The 19,620-nt window shown below is 61.0% G+C and carries 21 protein-coding genes; 13 read left to right on the top strand and 8 right to left on the bottom strand.

Features of this window, described 5'->3' with window-relative positions:
• Positions 1-10 precede the first annotated feature (10 nt).
• Genes ccoO through ccoP form a run of 3 tightly spaced genes read left to right on the top strand, consistent with a single transcriptional unit; the run spans position 11 to position 1,815 of the window.
• Positions 11-736, top strand: coding sequence for a cytochrome-c oxidase, cbb3-type subunit II (gene ccoO / locus KUD11_RS01685; RefSeq protein ID WP_109387163.1), 726 nt, complete (start codon positions 11-13; stop codon positions 734-736).
• A 16-nt stretch (positions 737-752) separates the two neighbouring features.
• Positions 753-959 (top strand): cbb3-type cytochrome c oxidase subunit 3, encoded by a 207-nt coding sequence (locus KUD11_RS01680; RefSeq protein WP_109387165.1) that lies wholly within the window; start codon positions 753-755, stop codon positions 957-959.
• Positions 952-1,815: a cytochrome-c oxidase, cbb3-type subunit III gene (gene ccoP, locus KUD11_RS01675; protein WP_109387167.1), complete on the top strand. Its 864-nt coding sequence runs from the start codon at positions 952-954 to the stop codon at positions 1,813-1,815. Before KUD11_RS01680 ends, ccoP begins: the two co-directional genes overlap by 8 nt.
• A 149-nt stretch (positions 1,816-1,964) precedes the next feature.
• Here the strand turns inward: ccoP and KUD11_RS01670 are convergent, their stop codons facing one another.
• Positions 1,965-2,120: a hypothetical protein gene (locus KUD11_RS01670; protein WP_181375327.1), complete on the bottom strand. Its 156-nt coding sequence runs from the start codon at positions 2,118-2,120 to the stop codon at positions 1,965-1,967.
• Positions 2,121-2,219: 99 nt separating this feature from the next.
• On the opposite strand from KUD11_RS01670, the gene KUD11_RS01665 reads away from it, so the two are divergent.
• The 5 genes from KUD11_RS01665 to ccoS all read left to right on the top strand — a co-directional run bounded on the left by KUD11_RS01665 (position 2,220) and on the right by ccoS (position 7,485).
• Positions 2,220-3,125 carry a LysR family transcriptional regulator gene (locus KUD11_RS01665; RefSeq protein ID WP_109387169.1) on the top strand — a complete coding sequence of 302 codons (906 nt, stop codon included), beginning with the start codon at positions 2,220-2,222 and terminating at the stop codon, positions 3,123-3,125.
• A gap of 100 nt (positions 3,126-3,225) precedes the next feature.
• The gene (gene ccoG, locus KUD11_RS01660; RefSeq protein WP_109387171.1) at positions 3,226-4,662 is read left to right on the top strand and encodes a cytochrome c oxidase accessory protein CcoG; all 1,437 of its coding nucleotides are present in this window, start codon (positions 3,226-3,228) and stop codon (positions 4,660-4,662) included.
• A complete protein-coding gene (locus KUD11_RS01655) occupies positions 4,662-5,141 on the top strand; it encodes a FixH family protein (RefSeq protein WP_109388373.1) in 480 nt (159 codons plus the stop codon). Before ccoG ends, KUD11_RS01655 begins: the two co-directional genes overlap by 1 nt.
• Complete coding sequence (locus tag KUD11_RS01650; protein ID WP_109387173.1) at positions 5,138-7,330, top strand: heavy metal translocating P-type ATPase; 2,193 nt, start codon at positions 5,138-5,140, stop codon at positions 7,328-7,330. Before KUD11_RS01655 ends, KUD11_RS01650 begins: the two co-directional genes overlap by 4 nt.
• Entirely contained in the window at positions 7,327-7,485 is a 159-nt protein-coding gene (gene ccoS / locus KUD11_RS01645; RefSeq protein WP_109387175.1) for a cbb3-type cytochrome oxidase assembly protein CcoS, read from the top strand. The genes KUD11_RS01650 and ccoS overlap by 4 nt, the downstream gene beginning before the upstream one ends.
• A 23-nt stretch (positions 7,486-7,508) precedes the next feature.
• Here ccoS and KUD11_RS01640 read toward each other — a convergent pair whose 3' ends face one another.
• The 3 genes from KUD11_RS01640 to KUD11_RS01630 all read right to left on the bottom strand — a co-directional run bounded on the left by KUD11_RS01640 (position 7,509) and on the right by KUD11_RS01630 (position 10,883).
• Positions 7,509-8,456, bottom strand: coding sequence for a glutathione S-transferase family protein (locus tag KUD11_RS01640; protein WP_109387177.1), 948 nt, complete (start codon positions 8,454-8,456; stop codon positions 7,509-7,511).
• A 116-nt stretch (positions 8,457-8,572) separates the two neighbouring features.
• The gene (locus KUD11_RS01635) at positions 8,573-10,108 is read right to left on the bottom strand and encodes a D-alanyl-D-alanine carboxypeptidase family protein (RefSeq protein WP_109387179.1); all 1,536 of its coding nucleotides are present in this window, start codon (positions 10,106-10,108) and stop codon (positions 8,573-8,575) included.
• Between the two features lie 202 nt (positions 10,109-10,310).
• Positions 10,311-10,883, bottom strand: a complete 573-nt coding sequence (locus tag KUD11_RS01630) for a DNA-3-methyladenine glycosylase I (RefSeq protein ID WP_109387181.1) — start codon at positions 10,881-10,883, stop codon at positions 10,311-10,313.
• A gap of 90 nt (positions 10,884-10,973) precedes the next feature.
• Here KUD11_RS01630 and KUD11_RS01625 point away from each other — a divergent pair, with 90 nt between their 5' ends.
• The 4 genes from KUD11_RS01625 (at position 10,974) to gcvA (ending at position 15,258) form a co-directional block, all read left to right on the top strand.
• Entirely contained in the window at positions 10,974-11,816 is an 843-nt protein-coding gene (locus tag KUD11_RS01625) for an EAL domain-containing protein (RefSeq protein WP_109388375.1), read from the top strand.
• Between the two features lie 135 nt (positions 11,817-11,951).
• A complete protein-coding gene (locus tag KUD11_RS01620; protein WP_109387183.1) occupies positions 11,952-13,124 on the top strand; it encodes an acetyl-CoA C-acetyltransferase in 1,173 nt (390 codons plus the stop codon).
• A gap of 167 nt (positions 13,125-13,291) precedes the next feature.
• On the top strand, positions 13,292-14,014 hold the full coding sequence (gene phbB / locus KUD11_RS01615; protein WP_109387185.1) for an acetoacetyl-CoA reductase: 723 nt from the start codon (positions 13,292-13,294) through the stop codon (positions 14,012-14,014).
• A gap of 293 nt (positions 14,015-14,307) precedes the next feature.
• Positions 14,308-15,258, top strand: coding sequence for a transcriptional regulator GcvA (gene gcvA / locus KUD11_RS01610; RefSeq protein ID WP_109387187.1), 951 nt, complete (start codon positions 14,308-14,310; stop codon positions 15,256-15,258).
• A 7-nt stretch (positions 15,259-15,265) separates the two neighbouring features.
• Here gcvA and KUD11_RS01605 read toward each other — a convergent pair whose 3' ends face one another.
• Both KUD11_RS01605 and KUD11_RS01600 read right to left on the bottom strand, forming a co-directional pair.
• On the bottom strand, positions 15,266-15,436 hold the full coding sequence (locus tag KUD11_RS01605; RefSeq protein ID WP_109388377.1) for a YdcH family protein: 171 nt from the start codon (positions 15,434-15,436) through the stop codon (positions 15,266-15,268).
• Between the two features lie 300 nt (positions 15,437-15,736).
• Positions 15,737-15,958, bottom strand: a complete 222-nt coding sequence (locus KUD11_RS01600) for a putative signal transducing protein (RefSeq protein WP_109387189.1) — start codon at positions 15,956-15,958, stop codon at positions 15,737-15,739.
• 54 nt (positions 15,959-16,012) lie between these two features.
• On the opposite strand from KUD11_RS01600, the gene KUD11_RS01595 reads away from it, so the two are divergent.
• Positions 16,013-17,014 (top strand): polyprenyl synthetase family protein, encoded by a 1,002-nt coding sequence (locus KUD11_RS01595; RefSeq protein ID WP_109388378.1) that lies wholly within the window; start codon positions 16,013-16,015, stop codon positions 17,012-17,014.
• Positions 17,015-17,020: 6 nt separating this feature from the next.
• Here KUD11_RS01595 and KUD11_RS01590 read toward each other — a convergent pair whose 3' ends face one another.
• Together KUD11_RS01590 and KUD11_RS01585 are read right to left on the bottom strand one after the other, a co-directional pair.
• Positions 17,021-17,878 carry a 4-(cytidine 5'-diphospho)-2-C-methyl-D-erythritol kinase gene (locus tag KUD11_RS01590; RefSeq protein WP_224380128.1) on the bottom strand — a complete coding sequence of 286 codons (858 nt, stop codon included), beginning with the start codon at positions 17,876-17,878 and terminating at the stop codon, positions 17,021-17,023.
• A gap of 6 nt (positions 17,879-17,884) precedes the next feature.
• Positions 17,885-19,603, bottom strand: a complete 1,719-nt coding sequence (locus KUD11_RS01585) for a tetratricopeptide repeat protein (protein WP_109388383.1) — start codon at positions 19,601-19,603, stop codon at positions 17,885-17,887.
• Positions 19,604-19,620 lie beyond the last annotated feature (17 nt).

Below are 19,620 nucleotides of genomic sequence, written 5' to 3'. Positions count from 1 at the left end.
GGACTGACCGATGGGTATTCTCGACAAACACAAGATCCTAGAGACCAACGTCACGCTTTTGGCCGTCTTCGCCTTTCTCGTGGTGTCGATCGGGGGGATCGTTCAGATCGCCCCGCTCTTCTACCTGGAGAACACGATCGAGGATGTAGAGGGCATGCGCCCCTACTCCCCGCTTGAGCTGACCGGGCGCGACATTTATGTGCGCGAGGGCTGCTATGTCTGCCATAGCCAGATGATCCGCCCCATGCGTGACGAGGTGGAGCGGTATGGACACTACAGCCTTGCCGCCGAAAGCAAATATGACCACCCGTTCCAGTGGGGCTCCAAACGCACGGGGCCGGATCTGGCGCGTGTCGGCGGGCGCTACTCGGATGATTGGCATATTGCCCACCTGCGCGATCCACAATCGGTGGTACCGGAATCGATCATGCCGAAATATGCGTTTCTTGAAAATCGGATGATCGACGGCGAGTATGTTGAAGATCTGCTGCGCACGCATCGGTTTGTGGGCGTGCCCTATACAGATGAGATGATTGAGAACGCACAGGCCGACTTTCAGGTGCAGATTGATCCGTTTGGTGATTTCGACGCCATGCTGGAGCGCTATCCGGGGGCGCAGGTGCGCAGCTTTGATGGGGCCGAAGGTGTGTCGGAGGCCGACGCGCTGATCGCGTATCTGCAAATGCTGGGCACGTTGGTCGATTTTTCGACCTTCACGCCTGACGCAAGCCGCTAAACGGAGGGAAAAGACGATGGAAACCTATACCCTTTTGCGGGAATTCGCAGATAGCTGGATGCTCTTGGCGCTCTTCACGTTCTTTGTGGGCGTGGTGCTCTGGGTCTTCCGGCCCGGTGCGACCAAGCATTATGACAATCCACGCAACATTCCCTTCCGGCATGAAGACAAACCCGCCCCAAGCCGCGGAAAAGACTCCAAGGAGGCGCGTGACAATGGCTAAACCACCCAAGAAATACGACGATGACCCGAACACCACCGGCCATGAGTGGGACGGTATCGAGGAGTTCGACAACCCCATGCCGCGTTGGTGGCTTTGGACCTTCTATGTCACGATCATCTGGGGCATCGGTTATGTGATCGCGTATCCGGCGTGGCCGCTTGTCAACGGGGCCACAGCAGGGGTTCTGGGCTGGTCCACGCGCGGGGACGTGGCTGTGGAGATTGCCCAGGCCGATGCGGCCAATGCCGAGAACTGGGCAGCTCTTGCCGAGATCGAGCTGGCCTCACTTACGGAAAATCCTGAGCTTAATGCCTACGCCACCAAGGCGGGTGCGTCCGTCTATAAGACATGGTGCGCACAGTGCCACGGCTCGGGTGCTGCGGGCGCTGTCGGGTATCCCAACCTCTTGGACAATGACTGGCTTTGGGGGGGGGATATCGAACAAATACACGACACGATTGCCCACGGCATTCGCAACGAAGTCGATCCCGATGCGCGCTACTCCGAGATGCCTGCCTTTGGCGACATTTTTGAGCGCTCGGAAATCACTGCGGTTGTGAACTACGTGATGTCGCTGTCGGGTGCGCCTCAAGATGCCACCCAAGTGGCCGCGGGCGCCGAGCTTTATCTCGACAATTGCTCGGCCTGTCACATGGAAGATCACAGCGGCAATGTGGATCTGGGCGCGCCCAACCTCAAGGACGCGATCTGGCTCTATGGCGGGGATTATGCCACGCTGATCGAGACGGTGACCTATAGCCGTTTTGGCGTGATGCCACCTTGGAACGAACGCCTGAGCGAGGCAGAGGTGCGCGCGGTTGCGGCCTATGTCCACCAGCTTGGCGGGGGCGAGTAAGCCCATCTGAGACACCCGCCGACCCTAAAGGTCGGCGGGCAGAACGCCGGCCCTTCTGTTTCTGTTCGCGCATTTCGGAAGGCCGGCGTTTTTATGTGTGCCATATGCGCGCTCCTTCAGCCCTGGTGGGGTTGTTCTTGTGGAGCGCATCAATCGCGGCGCATCCCCTCTTTTTGAAATGCAAGCTCCGCACTGCGCCGGTCGTCATAGCGGGTGCGGCGACCCCAGTGGTTATAGATATGGTCGGGTTTTGCGGGCTGTTGGCGGCTGGCGGTCATGAAAGAATTTGCGAAGATATTGAGCATTGGAGTTTCCTCTCTGGGTGAAGCTGTACCTTGAATATTGCGCAAACCCTGCCATCTTGCGACTCAGGAAGATTTCCAACATGTAAGGTGTCCTAACATATGGATTGGCATAGCCTACCCCCGCTCACCGCCCTTCGCGCCTTTGCGGCCCTTGCCGAGACGGGATCGGCCAGTGCGGCGGGCACACGGCTCAACGTCAGCCACGCGGCCATCAGCCAGCAGGTGAAGGCGCTGGAAGCGCATCTGGGGCTTACGCTTGTGACGCGCGCAGGGCGCGGTCTTAGCCTGAGCGTGGAGGGGGCGGAGCTTGCCGAGGCGTTGGCAGAGGGGTTTGGGGGCATGGCCGCGGCTGTGGCGCGCCTGACGGGGGCAGAAGCCGGGCGCCCGGTGCAGGTCTCCACGACGCCGCAATTCGCGAGCCATTGGCTGATGCCGCGCTTGGGCGCGTTTCAGGCGCGCCATCCGGAGGTGGATCTGATGATCCACCCCTCACCGCAGCGCGCAGACCCCAGTCCGGGTGGTGTCGATGTGGCCTTGCGGTTTGGTGCAGGCATATGGCCGGGGCTTGATGCGGAATTGCTGGTGCCGACCAATATCGTGGTCGCCGCCTCGCCATCGCTGGTGGGGGACCGGGGCTTTGAGCGGCCCGAAGATATGCTGGATTATCCGTGGCTTGACGAATTGGAGGCAAGTCAGGCCGATGATTGGCTGCGCGCGCATGGGGTGACGCAAAAACGGTGCAAATCGGTGACGATGGTTCCGGGCAACCTGATGGTGGACGGCCTGAGGGCGGGGCAGGGCATCGCGGTTCTGTCGGGTATCTCCATAGCGGATGACGTAGCGGCAGGGCGCCTGAGGGTCCTGTTCGAGGACAAAGGCGATACCGGGTATTACATCGTGACCCGCCCTGGCGTGCAGCGCCCACAGGCCAAGATGCTGATCCGGTGGCTCAGGACGCTGAAAGTCGCGGCAGGGGATCTGCCCGCCCACGGCCTGCGGCAATAGATCACTTACAGACTCACGATTTGACCCATATCAAAGCCGCAGACCCTGCGGCCTGCGACAACCCTTGTAACGCAGCCTGCCAGACGGAGTGATTCCCCACGTGGCCAATACAACGCCCGAAGCCCCGCCCAGCCTTTATGCCGCCCATGAGCCGGTGTTTCCGCGCAAGGTGTACGGTAAATTTCGCAACCTGAAATGGGTGATCATGGCGGTCACCTTGGGTATTTATTACCTCACGCCGTGGATCCGCTGGGATCGCGGCACGCAGCTGCCTGATCAGGCGGTTCTGATTGATCTGGCGGGGCGGCGGTTTTACTTCTTCTGGATCGAGATCTGGCCGCATGAGTTTTATTTTGTGGCCGGGCTTCTGGTCATGGCGGGCTTGGGGCTTTTCCTGTTTACCTCCGCTTTGGGCCGGGTGTGGTGCGGTTATGCCTGCCCGCAGACGGTCTGGACCGATCTCTTCATTCTGGTGGAGCGCTGGATCGAGGGTGACCGCAACGCGCGTCTGCGCCTGCACCGCCAGAAGAAATGGGATTTCCGCAAGCTGCGTCTGCGACTGGTAAAGTGGAGCACATGGGTGCTGATCGCCATGGCCACCGGGGGCGCGTGGGTGTTCTATTTTGCTGATGCGCCGCAGCTTTTGGTCGATCTCTTCACGCTCAACGCGCATCCAGCGGCCTATACGACCGTTGCGATCCTGACCGCCACGACATTCTTCTTTGGCGGCTTCGCACGCGAGCAGATTTGCATTTACGCCTGCCCATGGCCGCGGATTCAGGCGGCCATGATGGACGAGGACACGCTGACCGTTGGTTACCGGGAATGGCGCGGCGAGCCGCGCAAACATTCCGAAGCCGTAGACGCGGGCGCGCCGCAAGGCGATTGCATCGACTGTATGGCCTGCGTCAACGTCTGCCCTGTGGGCATCGACATTCGTGACGGACAGCAAATGGAATGTATCACCTGCGCGCTTTGCATTGATGCCTGCGACGATGTGATGGACAAGATCGGCAAGCCGCGTGGCCTGATCGACTATATGGCGCTGACCGATGAGGAGGCCGAGAGGACCGGCAAACCCACCAAGCCGATCATGAAACACATCCTGCGCCCGCGCACGATCCTTTACACCACACTGTGGTCGCTCGTTGGGTTCGGGCTTGTGTTCGCGCTCTTCATCCAGCCCGATATCGAGGTGTCCGTCTCGCCCATTCGCAACCCGACCTTCGTCACCATGTCCGATGGCACGATCCGCAACAGCTATGAGGTGCGGCTCCTGAACAAGCATGGCGATGATCGGCCCTACCGCGTGGGGATCACCGGGCATCCGTCGCTGGGGGTGACGCTGGAGGGCACGCCTTATGCGTCGGTCACCGTGCCCGCAAACCAGCTCTTCAATCAGCGGGTCTATGTGCAGGCCCCTCCGGGATCAGAGCCTGCGACACAGGACCGGACCGAGTTCCGCATCTGGATTGAGGACATATCGAACGGCGATCGCGCCTACAAAGACACAGTATTTAACGGGAGAGTACAATGATGGCCGAAGACACACCGGACACAACAGGCGGGCGCAAGCTGACGGGGCGGCATGTTTTGATGATCTTTGTCGGTGCGTTTTCGATAATCATCACGGTCAATCTGGCGCTGGCCTTCAATGCCGTGCGCACGTTTCCGGGGCTTGAGGTCAAGAACAGCTATGTGGCGAGCCAGCAATTCGATGAGCGCCGCGATGCGCAGGAGGCGTTGGGCTGGACCGTCCGGGCGGGGCATGAGGGGGGCGCGTTGCGCCTGAGCATTGTGGGCGAGGATGGCGCGCCTGTTGAGGTGGCCGAGCTTGATGCCGTTCTGGGCCGCGCCACCCATGTGCAGGACGATGTGCGCCCCGACTTTCGCTTTGACGGCACGGCCTATGTGGCGCCGATGGAGCTGCGACCGGGCAACTGGAACATCCGCATGACGGCTGTCGCCGAGGATGGCACCGCTTTTGAGCAGCGCGTGGTGTTGCACGTGCGATGACAGTTGCGCTGCGCCCTCCTGCGTCGGCCTGTCCGGCCTGTGTCGCGGCACCTGCGGCCCTTTCTGCCGCCGGGCCGGACGCGCCTATGGCAGGGCAGATCACGTTGTCGTTGCCTACTATTCATTGTGCCAATTGTATCACGGCGATTGAGCGCGGGTTGCGCGCCGATGCGCGGGTTGAGGCTGCGCGCGTGAACCTCACGCTCAAACGCGCCTCCATTACGGCCGCACCCGGTGTCACGGCGTCCGAGATGATCACGTTGGTGACCGGGCTTGGTTATGAGGCGCATGAGCTTGATCAAAGCGCACTCAGCGCCACGGCGACGGACCGCGCGGGGCGCGATCTTCTGATGCGGCTGGCGGTGTCGGGCTTTGCGTCGATGAACGTGATGCTTTTGTCGGTCGCGGTCTGGTCTGGGGCCGAGGACGCGACGCGCGACATGTTCCACTGGATCTCTGCCGCGATCACCCTGCCCACGGTGGCTTTCGCGGGGCAGCCTTTTTACCGCAGTGCATGGGGTGCGTTGCGCGCGGGGCGGCTCAACATGGATGTGCCGATCACGCTGGCTATTGCCTTGGCGATCTTCACCTCCCTTTGGGAGACGATGCTGAGCGGGCACCACGCCTATTTCGATGCGGCGCTGACGCTCACGTTTTTCCTGCTTGCGGGGCGCTATCTCGATCACCGCACGCGGGCCATCGCGCGCTCTGCCGCCGAGGAGTTGACGGCGCTGGAGGTCCCGCGCGCATGGCGTTTGGAGGAGGGGTGTGAGGTGGAGGTTCCTGTGGCCATGCTGCGCGTGGGCGACCAGATTGCGGTGCATCCGGGCGGGCGTATGCCTGTGGACGGCGTGATCACTCATGGCGCGTCTGAGCTGGACCGATCCCTTTTGACGGGCGAGACGTTGCCCGTTTATGCCGGCGAGGGCACAGAGGTCTCCGCCGGTGAGATGAACCTGACTGGGCCTTTGACGCTTCGCGCCACGGCTGTGGGCACCGATACGTCACTGTACCGGATGGCCGATCTTGTGGCGGTGGCCGAGAGCGGGCGCGCCAATTACACCTCGCTTGCCGATAGCGCTGCCAAGCTCTATGCGCCCTTCGTGCATATCCTGTCGGCGCTGGCCTTTGCGGGCTGGTATATCGGTACGGGCGACATGCGCACGGCGATCAATATCGCGGCGGCGGTGCTCATTATTACTTGCCCCTGCGCGCTGGGTCTTGCGGTGCCTGCGGTGACCACGGCGGCCTCGGGGCGGCTTTTCAAGCGTGGGATGCTGATCAAACACGCCACGGCGCTGGAGCGGTTGGCCGAGGTTGATACAGTTGTTTTCGACAAGACTGGCACGCTGACCACGGGCCTTGCCCTGATGGACGCACCCGGCGATGTGCCGCAAGACGCCATGGCGGTGGCGGCTGCTTTGGCCGCAGGCTCTGCGCATCCTCTGTCGCGTGCGATCATGACGGCGGCGGGGGACCTGGGTGTGGCGCCTGCCAATGTCACCGATATCGAGGAAGTGCCGGGGTATGGCACACGCGGGCGCCTTGATGGGCGCGAGGTGCGCCTTGGCCGCGCCGCGTGGGTCGGGGCCGAGCCTTTGGCGCAGACCGCCACCTACCTGCAATGGGACGGTGCCGCGCGGCCTTTGACCTTCACCGACAGCCTGCGTCAGGGGGCGGCGGCGGCGGTGCAGGCGTTGATCGACAGCGGCAAGGAGGTTTGGCTTATCTCAGGCGACAGCACTCCGGTGACCCATGCCATGGCCGCCCGGCTCAACATCCCCAATTGCGTGGCCGAGGCCCTGCCCGAGGACAAGGCCGCGCGCATTCGTGCCATGTCGGACGCTGGCCGCCGCGTGCTGATGGTGGGTGACGGGCTCAACGACACGGCGGCGCTGAGTGCTGCGCATGTTTCCATCTCGCCCGCCACGGCGCTCGATGCGGCGCGTGTGGCCTCGGACATCGTACTTTTGGGGGCGGATCTCAGCCCCATCGCAGAGGCTTGCGTGATCGCCCGCTCCGCCATCCGCCGCATCCGTGAGAATTTCCAGATCGCGACTGTCTATAACATCGTCGCCGTGCCTCTGGCGGTTGCGGGCCTCGCCACGCCGCTCATCGCGGCGCTTGCCATGTCGACCAGTTCGATTACCGTATCTCTCAATGCACTCAGGCTGAGGGGGCGGGGATGAATATTCTGGTCTATCTGATACCGATATCGCTGCTCTTGGGCGGCGCGGGCTTGGTTGCGTTCATCTACACGATCCGCAGCAATCAGTATGACGACCCCGAGGGAGACGCGCGCCGCATCCTGTCGGATGAATGGGACGACAACCCGCGCCCCTGAAAGCCAGCCCCTGAGGTGGCCATTCAGGTAAGAATTTCCACCCGGTAGCCCGTCCTTGGAAAATGCACGCAGACTGCACCAATCTCAGGTGTTTCGCGGTGCAGCACGATGCGGTGGCTGTCGGCGGACACGACCTCCCCCTCAACGGGTTGCTCGCCACCGTCAACATCGGGTGAGACGCTCACGCGTAGACCGGGGCGCAAGCCTTGTGGCTCGTGCGGGTCCGTCGCTTGGACAGCGGTCGGGGTGGCCTCTGCGGCGATGGTTATGGCCTCCTCAGGGCTCATGTCGCGCATTGTACCATGGCCGATGGCGCGGACATTGCCCTCCCAGCGTTCAAGATGTGCAAACTCGGACAGGAATTCCGGACCCTGCGCCCAGCGACCGCGCAGAAACCACACCAGATTGTAGAATTGTGCGTCAATCGCGGCAGGCTGCTCGCCCAGCAAAAAGGCGCGATTGTCCGCAAGCTGCGTATTGAGCCACTGAAGCGGCGCGCGAAACTGCGCGGCCAGATGGGGCAGGTTGGCGTTTGCAGCTTTCAGCCCCTCGGCCCAATCCTGCCCAAAATAGAGCCGCCCGCGATCAGCGGCAAAATCTGAAGGCAGATCGTCGCCCGCGGCACCCAGAATAACCTTCACCGCCATGTCAAAAAGAGCGCCATCGGTCCAGCGGCTCAGGCACCACAGAAGGCCCTCATCCGCGCCGGGAAAGAAGGTGGGCGAGGGGAAGCGGCTTTCCAGCTCACGCAGGATACATTGGCTGTCGCAATAGATATCGGCCCCGATTTGCATTACGGGCGTGCGCCTGTAGCCGCCGGTCAGAGCCGTCAGCATCGGCTTTGGCGTAATCCGTGGGATCAGCACGTTGCGCCATGCAAGACCCTTGATGCCAAAGGCAATCCGCGCCTTTTCGGCCACGGGCGATTGGGGGTAATTGTGCAGGATGATCTCGCTTGAGCTTCCGGGCATATCAGACCTTTTGTGCAGGGGGTTTTGAGCCGCGCGATCACGCTACAGCGTGCGCATGGTGACACGCCAGTCAAAAGCGTTTGATGGGCGGAGACAAACGTCTGATGTGTAGGTGGTCAGCCCGGTTCGATCATGAAGCAGGTGAATTTCTTGGCAGCGAGGCGGCGGCATGCGCGGTCTGCTCCCTCCCGGGTCATGCCCATGAAATTGGCGTCGAAGCCGCCCGCGCGCTTGACCACTTTGCGCAAAGATCCATCAAGGGTGCCCATCTCACTGAGCGCGGTTGTCAGTAAGACTTTGCGTGCTTTGTATTGGCTGGGATAGCGACCTACATTGATGCCCCAATCATGCCCACCCGAGGTTGAAATACGGGTGACAACCTCCTGCACGGGATCTGCTGTAACGATCTTGGCGTCGATCAGATCTTGCGGTCTACGCTGGGGCTTGAGAGCTACGGTGGGGGCTACGGAGGCGAGGATAATCTCCTCAGGTGGCGTGCTTGGCTCAGCGGGCGTTACGGCGGGAGTTTCGTAGGCCTCTACGATCGCTTCTGCTGACGTTGCGGGCTCCAGCACGGCAAGGTCGATACCGGCCTCTTTGGCTTCTCGTAGTGCTCTTTCGATGTCGGTCTGATTGGCCACCAGAACGGGGACCTCAGACGCGGGCCGCGATTGTGGACGCAGGCTTTTCTTCACGGCGGCGGCAGAAATAAGGCGCACCGTGCGCCCGGCAGCGCCAGATGTGGCAACTTGGGTGTCTGGGGCGGCTACGTCGCGCGTGCCGGGGCCTTGGTAGACGGGTTTGACGGGCCGGTTGAGGGCTACGCGCGTGGGCGCGCGTTTGAAGCCCATGTCCAAAAGCTCGGCCACGCGGGCGTTGCGTGTGTTAGTGGAGCGTCCGCCGAACACGGTGGCGATGATGCGTTCCTGACCGCGCTCGGCGCTGGCCACAAGGTTGAATCCCGCTGCACGTGTATAGCCCGTCTTGATCCCGTCCGCACCACGATAGGAATTGAGCAGGCGGCGGTTGGTGTGCAGCACGGTGCGCACACCGGCATTGGCCTCGATCCGGGAGAAGAGGTTGTAATATTGCGGGTAGTCGTAGAACACATGCCGCCCCATGACCGTCATATCGCGGGCGGTGGAGAGGTGCCCTGCTTCGGTCAAGCCGTGAGCATTTTTGAACGTGGTGCGCGACATTCCCAGCGCCTTGGCCGTGCGGTTCATCCGGCGCGCAAACGCAGCCTCCGACCCGGAGATAGCCTCGGCAATGGCGGTGGAGGCGTCATTGGCCGATTTTACCGCCGCCGCACGAATGAGAAACCGCAGCTTGATGGAGCTTCCTGCTTTGAGGCCCAGCTTGGAGGGTGGCTCATTGGCGGCATGACGGGAGATTTTCACCATATCGTCGAGGCCAATCTCGCCATTTTCAATCGCCTCAAACGCCACATAAAGCGTCATCATCTTGGTGAGGGAAGCGGGGTGCAGGCGCGTGTCGGCGTTGCGCGCATGCAGCACCTCACCCGAGCGCGCATCCATGACCATCGCCGCATAGGGCGCAGCCGCCGCGCTAAGCGGAACGATTACGAACATCCAGATTGCGGCCAACGCGAACACGCCGAGCCGGATCGGTTGCCTACCCCGAGCCTTCATGGAACTACTCTTTTTTACTGCCTCGCGCCGCCGGTTATCCGACTGGCTTCATTGATTCAAAAAATAACACATCAGTTCCATCGAATAAACCCTTCAATTTGTGCGTTTTTATGATTTTTGAAACGTGCAAAACGGAACATGTTGGGGGTGATTCTACATCCGCCACAACACTGGCTAATGTGGCAAAAATGTGGCAAAGGGATCAACGGGCGAGAGCGGCCACGCGAGCGTGGCAGGGGCAGCTGGTCAAATGGTCGTTCACCAGCCCGCAGGCCTGCATGAACGCATAGACGATGGTCGGCCCGCAGAACTTGAAACCGCGTTTTTTGAGGTCTTTGGAGATCGCGGTGGATAGGGGCGTGAAGGCGGGCACATCGGCCTGATTGATATAGGTGTTTTGCAATGGCGCACCACCGAGAAAGCCCCAGAGGTAGCGGTCAAAACCCTGCTCGGCTTCGATCCGTTGCCACGCTTGGGCGTTCGTGATCGTGGCCTCAATCTTGCCCCTGTGGCGGATGATCCCGGCATCACCGAGAAGGCGCGTGACCTCAGGCTCGCCCCATGTAGCGATCACATTTGGATCAAAATCGGCAAAGGCCGCGCGGAAATTATCGCGCTTTTTAAGGATGGTGATCCAACTCAGCCCGGCCTGAAACCCGTCAAGGATCAGTTTCTCCCAAAGGGCACGGCTGTCATATTCTGGCACGCCCCATTCGGTGTCGTGATACTGGATGTAAATCTCCTCAAGCCCGACCCATCCACACCGATCGGTCATGATGCCATCCCCCAGTTTATTCAAATTATCCGCTTAAGGGTTTTTTAGCGACGGGGGCGCATTGTGTCACTGATCAAATCGGAGACTGCCATGAGTGATGCGCGTAAGGCCAAATGGGCCGATATCCCCTTAGGCCACCAAGATCCGTTATCCTATGCCATCAGCGCGCGGGATGAATCCGTGATAGCAATGGTGGATGCAGCCGTGCGGCATAAGCAGGTTATGCTTGCTTATCAGCCTGTTGTGACGGCAGGGTCTGGTGGCCAGATTGCGTTTTACGAAGGGTTGATCCGGGTTCTGGATGCGACTGGACGGATTATTCCCGCCAAAGATTTCATCACCTCAATCGAGACGGCAGAGACCGGGCGAATCGTCGATTGCCTTGCGTTGGAGAAGGGCATTCGCACGCTGGGCGCGCATCCGGATTTGCGGCTCGCGATCAATATGTCGGCCCGCTCCATCGGTTACCCGCGCTGGATGCGCATCCTCAAACGGGCGCTGGCCAATGATCCGATACTGGGCGAGCGGCTTATCCTTGAAATCACGGAAAGCTCCGCCATGCTTGTGCCGGAGTTGGTCGTGACCTTCATGGAAGAGATGCAGAGCAAGGGGATCAGCTTTGCACTCGATGATTTTGGTGCGGGCTATACCTCGTTCAGGTATCTCAAGGATTTCTACTTCGATATCATTAAGATCGACGGGCAGTTCATCCGCGGGATATCCACCGATCCCGACAATCAGGTGCTGACCAATGCGCTGGCCAGTATCGCGCGGCAGTTCGATATGTTCACCGTGGCTGAAAACGTTGAGCGGGCCGAGGATGCGGCCTATCTCGCGGCCATCGGAATTGATTGCTTGCAGGGGTATTACTTTGGTGCGCCATCGGTAAAGCCTGCATGGCTCAGCCCTGAGGCTGTCCTGAGGTCGGCCTGAGTGTCTGATGTGACATGCGAACAGTTGCCGCGATATGCCCAACGCGCTATGAACATTGCGAATTGGCGGGAGCCGATTGCGTGGACGGTCCGCGTCGTTGCCTCCCCTGGAGAACATTGAGATGGAGACTGTCACATGACCAACGTCGTTATCGCATCGGCCGCACGCACGGCTGTCGGCTCTTTCGGGGGCTCTTTCGCAAACACACCGGCGCATGATCTGGGTGCTGCCGTGCTGGAGGCGGTTGTCGAGCGCGCGGGCGTGGATAAATCAGAGGTCTCTGAGACCATTCTGGGGCAGGTCCTGACAGCCGCTCAGGGCCAAAACCCCGCGCGTCAGGCGCACATCAATGCGGGCCTGCCTCAGGAGAGCGCGGCTTGGAGCATCAATCAGGTCTGTGGGTCCGGCCTGCGCGCTGTGGCGCTGGGCGCGCAGCATATCCAGCTTGGAGATGCCTCCATCGTTGCGGCGGGTGGTCAGGAAAACATGACGCTCAGCCCCCATGCCTCGCATATGCGTGCGGGCACCAAGATGGGCGACGCGAAATTCATCGACACGATGATCCGCGATGGCCTGTGGGATGCGTTCAACAACTATCACATGGGGCAGACGGCCGAGAATGTTGCCGAGAAATGGCAGATCAGCCGCGAGATGCAGGATGCGTTTGCGTTGGCCAGCCAGAACAAGGCCGAAGCCGCACAGAAGGCAGGCAAGTTCGACGATGAGATCGCGGCCTTTACCGTGAAAACCCGCAAGGGCGATATCATTGTCGACAAGGATGAGTACATCCGCCATGGCGCGACAATGGAGGCGATGCAGAAGATGCGGCCCGCCTTTACCAAAGATGGCAGTGTGACCGCCGCCAACGCCTCTGGCCTTAATGACGGTGCTGCGGCCACGCTGTTGATGAGCGTCGAAGAAGCGGCAAAACGTGGCATTGAGCCCTTGGCGCGTATCGCGAGCTTTGCCACAGCCGGTCTCGACCCGTCGATCATGGGTGTGGGGCCGATCCATGCGAGCCGCAAGGCGCTTGAAAAGGCGGGCTGGTCTGTTGGTGATCTCGACCTCGTGGAGGCCAATGAGGCCTTCGCCGCACAGGCTTGCGCGGTGAACAAGGAGATGGGTTGGGACCCGGCCATCGTCAACGTGAACGGCGGCGCGATTGCGATCGGGCATCCCATCGGTGCGTCCGGCTGCCGCGTTCTCAACACGCTGCTTTTCGAGATGAAGCGCCGTGGTGCGAAGAAGGGCCTTGCAACGCTCTGCATCGGTGGCGGCATGGGTGTCGCACTCTGCGTCGAACGGTGATCGTGTCGCAAAGAAAATGATCAAAGGGCGCGCCGGTCGCGCCCTTTTTTTACGTTTAAGGCGCGGCCTGAAGATTCATAGCGTAATAATATTGCGCATCCTTATGCTTATCGGTAACAGAGTTACCAGCGCGACATATCACATTTGATACCAAGGAGAGACAGATCATGGCACGAACAGCACTCGTCACCGGCGGAAGCCGTGGAATCGGTGAAGCGATTTCCAAAAAGCTCAAAGCTGAGGGCTATAACGTGGCCGCAACTTATGCTGGCAATGATGAGGCTGCGGCCAAGTTCACTGCCGAGATTGGCATCAAGACATACAAGTGGAACGTGGCCAATTATGAAGACAGCGCTGCCGGCATCGCAAAGGTGGAGGCCGAGCTTGGCCCGATCGACGTGGTCGTTGCCAATGCGGGTATCACCCGCGATGCGCCCTTCCACAAGATGACGCCTGAGCAGTGGCATGAGGTGATCGACACCAACCTCACCGGCGTTTTCAACACGGTTCACCCGATCTGGCCCGGCATGCGCGAGCGCAAGTTTGGCCGCGTGATCGTCATCTCCTCGATCAACGGTCAGAAGGGTCAGTTCGCGCAAGTAAACTATGCGGCCACCAAGGCGGGCGATCTGGGTATCGTGAAATCCCTCGCCCAAGAGGGCGCGCGCGCAGGCATCACGGCGAATGCCATCTGCCCCGGCTATATTGCGACCGAAATGGTCATGGCCGTGCCGGAAAAGGTCCGCGAGAGCATTATTGGCCAGATCCCCGCGGGTCGCCTGGGCGAGCCGGAAGAGATCGCGCGCTGCGTGGCGTTCCTTGCGTCGGACGATTCGGGCTTCATCAACGGGTCGACCATTTCGGCCAACGGGGCGCAATTCTTCGTCTGAGCCGACGTTTCGCACGAAAAAGGGCCGGTCCACGGGGCCGGCCCTTCTGCATTTTTGACCCCTCAGGGGTAGGGTTATTTTCGCGTCATCCAAGCCCAGAAACCTCGGATTGCTTCGCTGCGGGCCTCATGGGCTGCGGCATAGCTGTGGCGGGTGCGGGCATCGTTTGAAAGATGTGTCATTGCTGATCTCCTTGGGATTCAGTATTTCTTGTCTGCACCTAATATGGGCCTTTACACTAAGTCTCACAAACGAGACTTTCTATCACATCACTTAAGCGATACTTAACTGACATGTCTGATCGCCTGCCCCCGCTCACCGCCTTGCGCGCTTTCGATGCTGCCGCGCGTCACATGTCTTTTCAGCGAGCAGCGGTAGAATTAAACGTCACCCCTGCCGCGCTCAGTTTTCAGATCAAATCCTTGGAAGAGCATCTTGGCGCGCCGCTGTTCATTCGCCGCAACAGGGCGGTGTCGTTGACGGAGGCGGGTCATGCCTTGGCACCCGGCGCACGGGATGGGTTCGAGGCGCTTGGGTCGGCCTGGCGCGCGGCGCGGCGGGTCAATGATCACGCCTCACTCACCGTCACGGCGGGCCCCGCCTTTACCGCCATATGGCTCGCCCCGCGCCTTTACAGTTTCGCGCAGGCCCACCCCGAGATTGAGTTGCGCCTCAGCGCGGGTCTGGGCCTCGTGGACCTGACGCGCACCGAGGTGGATGTGGCGGTCCGCTTTGGATACGGCCCTGATCCCGAGACGTTGTTTGCAGAGCCGTTTTTGGGGGATTGGGTCGTGCCGATGATGACGCCCGAGGTGGCGGCGCAAATTCCCGATCTTGCATCAATGGGGCGTGCGAGCCTGATCCATCAGGACGATCTGCGCTTTCTCGACCCACCCACGGATTGGCCTGCATGGTTCCGTGCGGTGGGCCTGCCACTGCGCGATTGGTCAGGACCGCGGTTTTCGCAAGCCGATCATGCGATGGATGCGGCGCTGTCGGGGGCTGGGGTACTTTTGGGGCGCGTCAGTCTTGCGGCCCCTCTGCTTGAGGCGGGGCGACTTGTCGCGCCCTTCAAGACCGGGCTCAAAACCATCGCGCATTACCGCATTCTATGCGTTGCAGGCACTGAGGAGCGACCTCAGATTAAAGCCTTTCGAGAGTGGCTCAAGGATCTGACCTCCGCCATACCGAAGCAGGCGGAGGGATTTACCCTGATTGATCCGGGCGATGTGCCTGCGGCCTAGGCCGTAATCAGGCAGCAGTGGACAGGCGTGTGATCTCTTCCTTGAGACGCAGCTTTTGCTTTTTAAGATCAGCGATTTGCAGCTGATCAATGCTCGGTGCGCGTTGCGCTGCATCTACTTCGGCCGAGAGAGCTTCGTGTTTTCTCTTCAGTTCCTCGATGTGCGAACCCAAGCTCATAAACAATCTCCTCTCTGATGTGGTATGTAACAGTTTTATTGCAGCATATTTTTCACCACCTGTCACGCTGCGCATGCAGCATAGAAGTGCAGAAATAGTTAGCAATTTTATAGACTTCAGTCAGGAATGGCGGCATTGCAGCCATAAGCTTGGGCCTAAGCGGCTGGGCTTGTGTGTTTTTCGTGGCCGAGAATATGTGGCGATGCCCCAAGCGAAAAATTGCCAGTCTCTCGCCCGCTGTGCCTCAAAATACGGCACGCACGCGTAGAGCCGAAAGATTGCAAGCTCGATAAAGCTCGATCAGGGGCCTTCATGCACCTCGATGCCATTGTCGGTGAGCGCACGTGCAGCGGCGGTGTAATCCCGCTCTGCCACCATCAGACGACGGGGAAAAATCCCGATACCACCTTCGAGGACGCTCATATTTACGTCCATTTCAAAGCAGTCTATACCCTCGCCCTGAAGCAAGGCTTGGGCAAAGGCGATTGTCGACATATCTGTGGTGCGTAGAAGCTGTTTCATAGGAATGACTTAAGGGTGCGTGCCCGGCTTGTCGAGCCGTTGCGCGCAGGTGTTATGGGATTGGATCACGCAAGCATGAAACCGCATGAGCGGCTGGCCCAGCGCTTTGAGGGCAAACTGGGCGCGGTGAACGCGCTGATCCGGGCGCGGATGGCCTCGAAACATGCGCCGCGCATTCCCGAAGTGACGGCGCATCTGGTTGAGGCGGGGGGCAAACGGCTTCGGCCCATGCTGACCTTAGCTGCGGCAGATCTGTGCGGTTATGTGGGCGACCATGACGAAAAGCTGGCGGCGACGGTGGAGTTCATCCACACGGCCACGCTGTTGCATGATGATGTGGTGGACGAAAGCGCGCAGCGGCGCGGGCGGGCCACGGCGAACCTGCTTTGGGACAATAAATCCAGCGTGCTGGTGGGTGATTATCTTTTCTCACGCTCGTTTCAGTTGATGGTGGAAACGGGCAGCCTGCGCGTGCTCGACATCCTCGCCAATGCGTCGGCCACGATTGCCGAGGGTGAGGTTTTGCAGCTGACGGCGGCGCGGGATCTGGCCACCACGGAAGAGATTTATCTGCAAGTGGTGCGCGGCAAGACGGCGGCGCTTTTCTCGGCGGCGACTGAGGTTGGTGGGGTCATCGCTGGCGCGCCTGAGGATCATGTGAAGGCGCTTTTTGACTATGGCGATGCGCTTGGGATTGCCTTCCAGATTGCCGATGATCTGCTTGATTTTCAGGGTGATAGCGCCACAACCGGCAAGAATGTCGGCGATGATTTCCGTGAGCGCAAGCTGACCCTGCCAATTATCAAGGCGGTGGCGGCGGCAGACGCGGAAGAGCGCGCATTTTGGTCCCGCACAATTGAGAAGGGCCGGCAGGAAGAGGGCGACCTGGAGCATGCGGTGTCGCTTCTGCATCGCCACGGGGCGTTGGAGGCCACGCGCGCGGACGCTGTGGCGTGGGCCGATATGGCCAAGGCCGCGATTGCCCAATTCCCGGAGCATCCGGTGCGCGACATGCTGAGCGATTTGTCGGATTACGTGGTGGCACGGCTGGCCTGACGAGGCTTAGCCGCCAGTGTTCAGCTGGGTGACCACGGTCCACCATCCCGGATGCGTCTCCCGCAGCCGTCCGGCGGCGGCGGCGGCGGTCTCCGCATCATCGTAGAGACCAAAGCATGTGCCGCCCGAGCCTGACATCCGTGTCAGGCGGCAGCCCGGTGTAACCTCCAGAGCCGAGAAAACCTGCGCCACCACGGGCTCGGCTTCCATCGCCGCCGGTTGCAGGTCGTTTCGCATCCCCTTGAGCCAGTCGATAAGCTGACCGGCATCCACATCTTGCGGCAGGCTCTCGGGCATGGCGGGGTTTTCACGGTGTTTGAGATGCGCGAACACCGTGGCGGTCAGCACGGGAATATTGGGGTTCACCAACACGGCATGCAGTATGGGAAGGCCCGGCGCGCCGGTTACATCCTCGCCCACGCCGCGCATCCGGGCGGCGCCAAGGCCATGTGCGCAGACGGGTGTATCGGCCCCAAGGCACATCAGATCGGCGGGCACGGCACGCCCGCTCAGCTCCGACAGGGCCCGCAAGGTGGCCGCAGCATCCGAGGAGCCGCCTCCGATCCCGGCGGCCAGCGGCAGATTTTTCTCAACGGTGATGGCCGCGTCCACGCCCATCAACTTGGCGGCCATAAGCGCGAAGTTGCGCCCGTCCGTGGGCACGCCTGTGGCGGTGGGGCCGGTGACCTCAAGCGAGGTCTGAGCGGCGGGTCGCACCAGCACCCGGTCGCCGATATCGGCGAACATCACCAGCGAATCCAAGAGATGATAGCCATCTTCCCGCTGCCCCGTCACATGCAGGGTCAGGTTGATTTTAGCGGGCGCAAAGGCTTCGATCATGCGGTCTGGCGCAGGGTCTTCCATCGGGGCTCAGCCTTCTTCTTCGGCGGTGCGAAGGGGTGGCGCGCCTTCTTCTTCAAGGACCTGATCAAGACCCACTTCCAGCTTGCGGCGCATCCTTTCGGGGTCCACATCGGGGCTCGGGTTTTCCTCGTCCACAAAGCTAAGCGCGCGGTTCCATTGGAACTCTGCCTCGATAAAACGGCCCACGGACCAGAGCACATCGCCAAGGTGATCGTTGACCACCGGATCAACGGGCATCAGCTCGGCGGCACGCTCCATGTGGATGATCGCCTCATCATAGCGGCCAAGGCGGTAAAGGGCCCAGCCAAGGCTGTCGACGATATAGCCGCTATTGGGTTCGGCGGCGACGGCGCGTTCGATCATGTCGAGCGCCTCGTCCAGCTTCATCTTCTTCTCAACCAGAGAATAGCCCAAGTAATTGAGCACTTGCGGCTGCTCGGGGTTCAGCTCCAGTGCCGCGCGGAAATCGGCCTCTGCCGGGGGCCAATCGCCCTTGCGCTCATGTGCTATGGCGCGGGCGTAATGAACGAACCACTGGTCATTGTCTTGCGCCTGATAAAGCTCAAGCGCGCGGTCATAGGCGGCAATGGCTTTGTCCCATTCCTCCAACTGGCGGTAGAGATCGCCCGCCGTGGCATGGGCCAGCGCCAGATCAGGGTGGCTCACCCGCAGGTTTTCCAGCACTTCGGCGGCGGTGTCCAGCTTGCCTGAGCGGCGCAGCGCCTCGGCGCGGCCAAGCTCGGCGGAATGGAAGGCGGGATGCTCGCGTGGCACGCGCCGGTATGCCTCGGTCGCAAGGTCAAAGCGTTCAAGCTCGTCCAGAAGCTGTGCCGACATGATCTGCGCGTCGATATGCGTCTCGTCGAGGTATTCGGCGGTGCGGGTGTAGAAGAGCACGTATTCTGGCCCGGTCTCCTGGATAAGCGCGCGCCCGAGAGAGTGCAGGACTTCTGCAATCCCGTGCCGGGCCGAGGGGATGCGCGTGTAAGACACAATCTCGCCCGCCTCCAGCTTTGTGCGCAGGTCAATCAATTGCGGGTCAAGCCCGGTGCCGAACGTGTCGTCGATGACCGCGATGGCCTCGCCATTGCGCTCAAGCTGGCTCAGGACCTCGGCCCAGGAGATGATCCCCCGGCGCGTCACCTGCATCGGGCCATCCTCTTCGCCGGAGTAGATCCGGTCGGCGGATTCAAAATCACCCACGGAGGCGAGCGCTAGGGCCTTGTGATAGATCGCAAAGCTGCGCAGGCCCGGCTCTTCCGCCACCGCATCAAAAAGCGTGAGCGCCTGCGCCATGTCACCAGTGCCCAAGGTGGCCCATGCGGCGATCAGCCCATCAGCGAGCGGGCCAATGCCGCGACTGTCCGCGATCCGCTCCAGAACGCCCGCGTAATCCTCGCGCTTGGCCTTCTCTGCCAGCAGGACCATCTGCGGGATCTGGCTGCGCAACCCGCCATCTTCCATCCGTTGCGCCACGGGAATGGCGGTCTCAAGTCGTCCAAGGGCGAGCATTGATGTGACGGTCGCTTCCAGAATATCGGGGTTAGACGGGTCCGCCGCCAGCGCGCGTGTGAGATAGCTCACCGCCTCGGCGTAATCGTTTTCATAGCGAGCCTGACGTGCGGCGAGATAGGCACCTGCCGCCTCTTCCGCCTGCGCGCTGGGGGCGGGCACGATATAGAGAGGTGTGGCGAGGGCGAGTATGCTGAGAAACCTGAGTGTCACGCGGGGGAACCTGCTGC

Origin of the sequence: Roseovarius carneus (assembly GCF_020141465.1) — a bacterium.
In the GTDB taxonomy this organism is placed as follows: domain Bacteria; phylum Pseudomonadota; class Alphaproteobacteria; order Rhodobacterales; family Rhodobacteraceae; genus Roseovarius; species Roseovarius carneus.
Note: the sequence above shows the minus strand (reverse complement) of the source record. Positions and strands in the feature narration are given on the sequence as shown.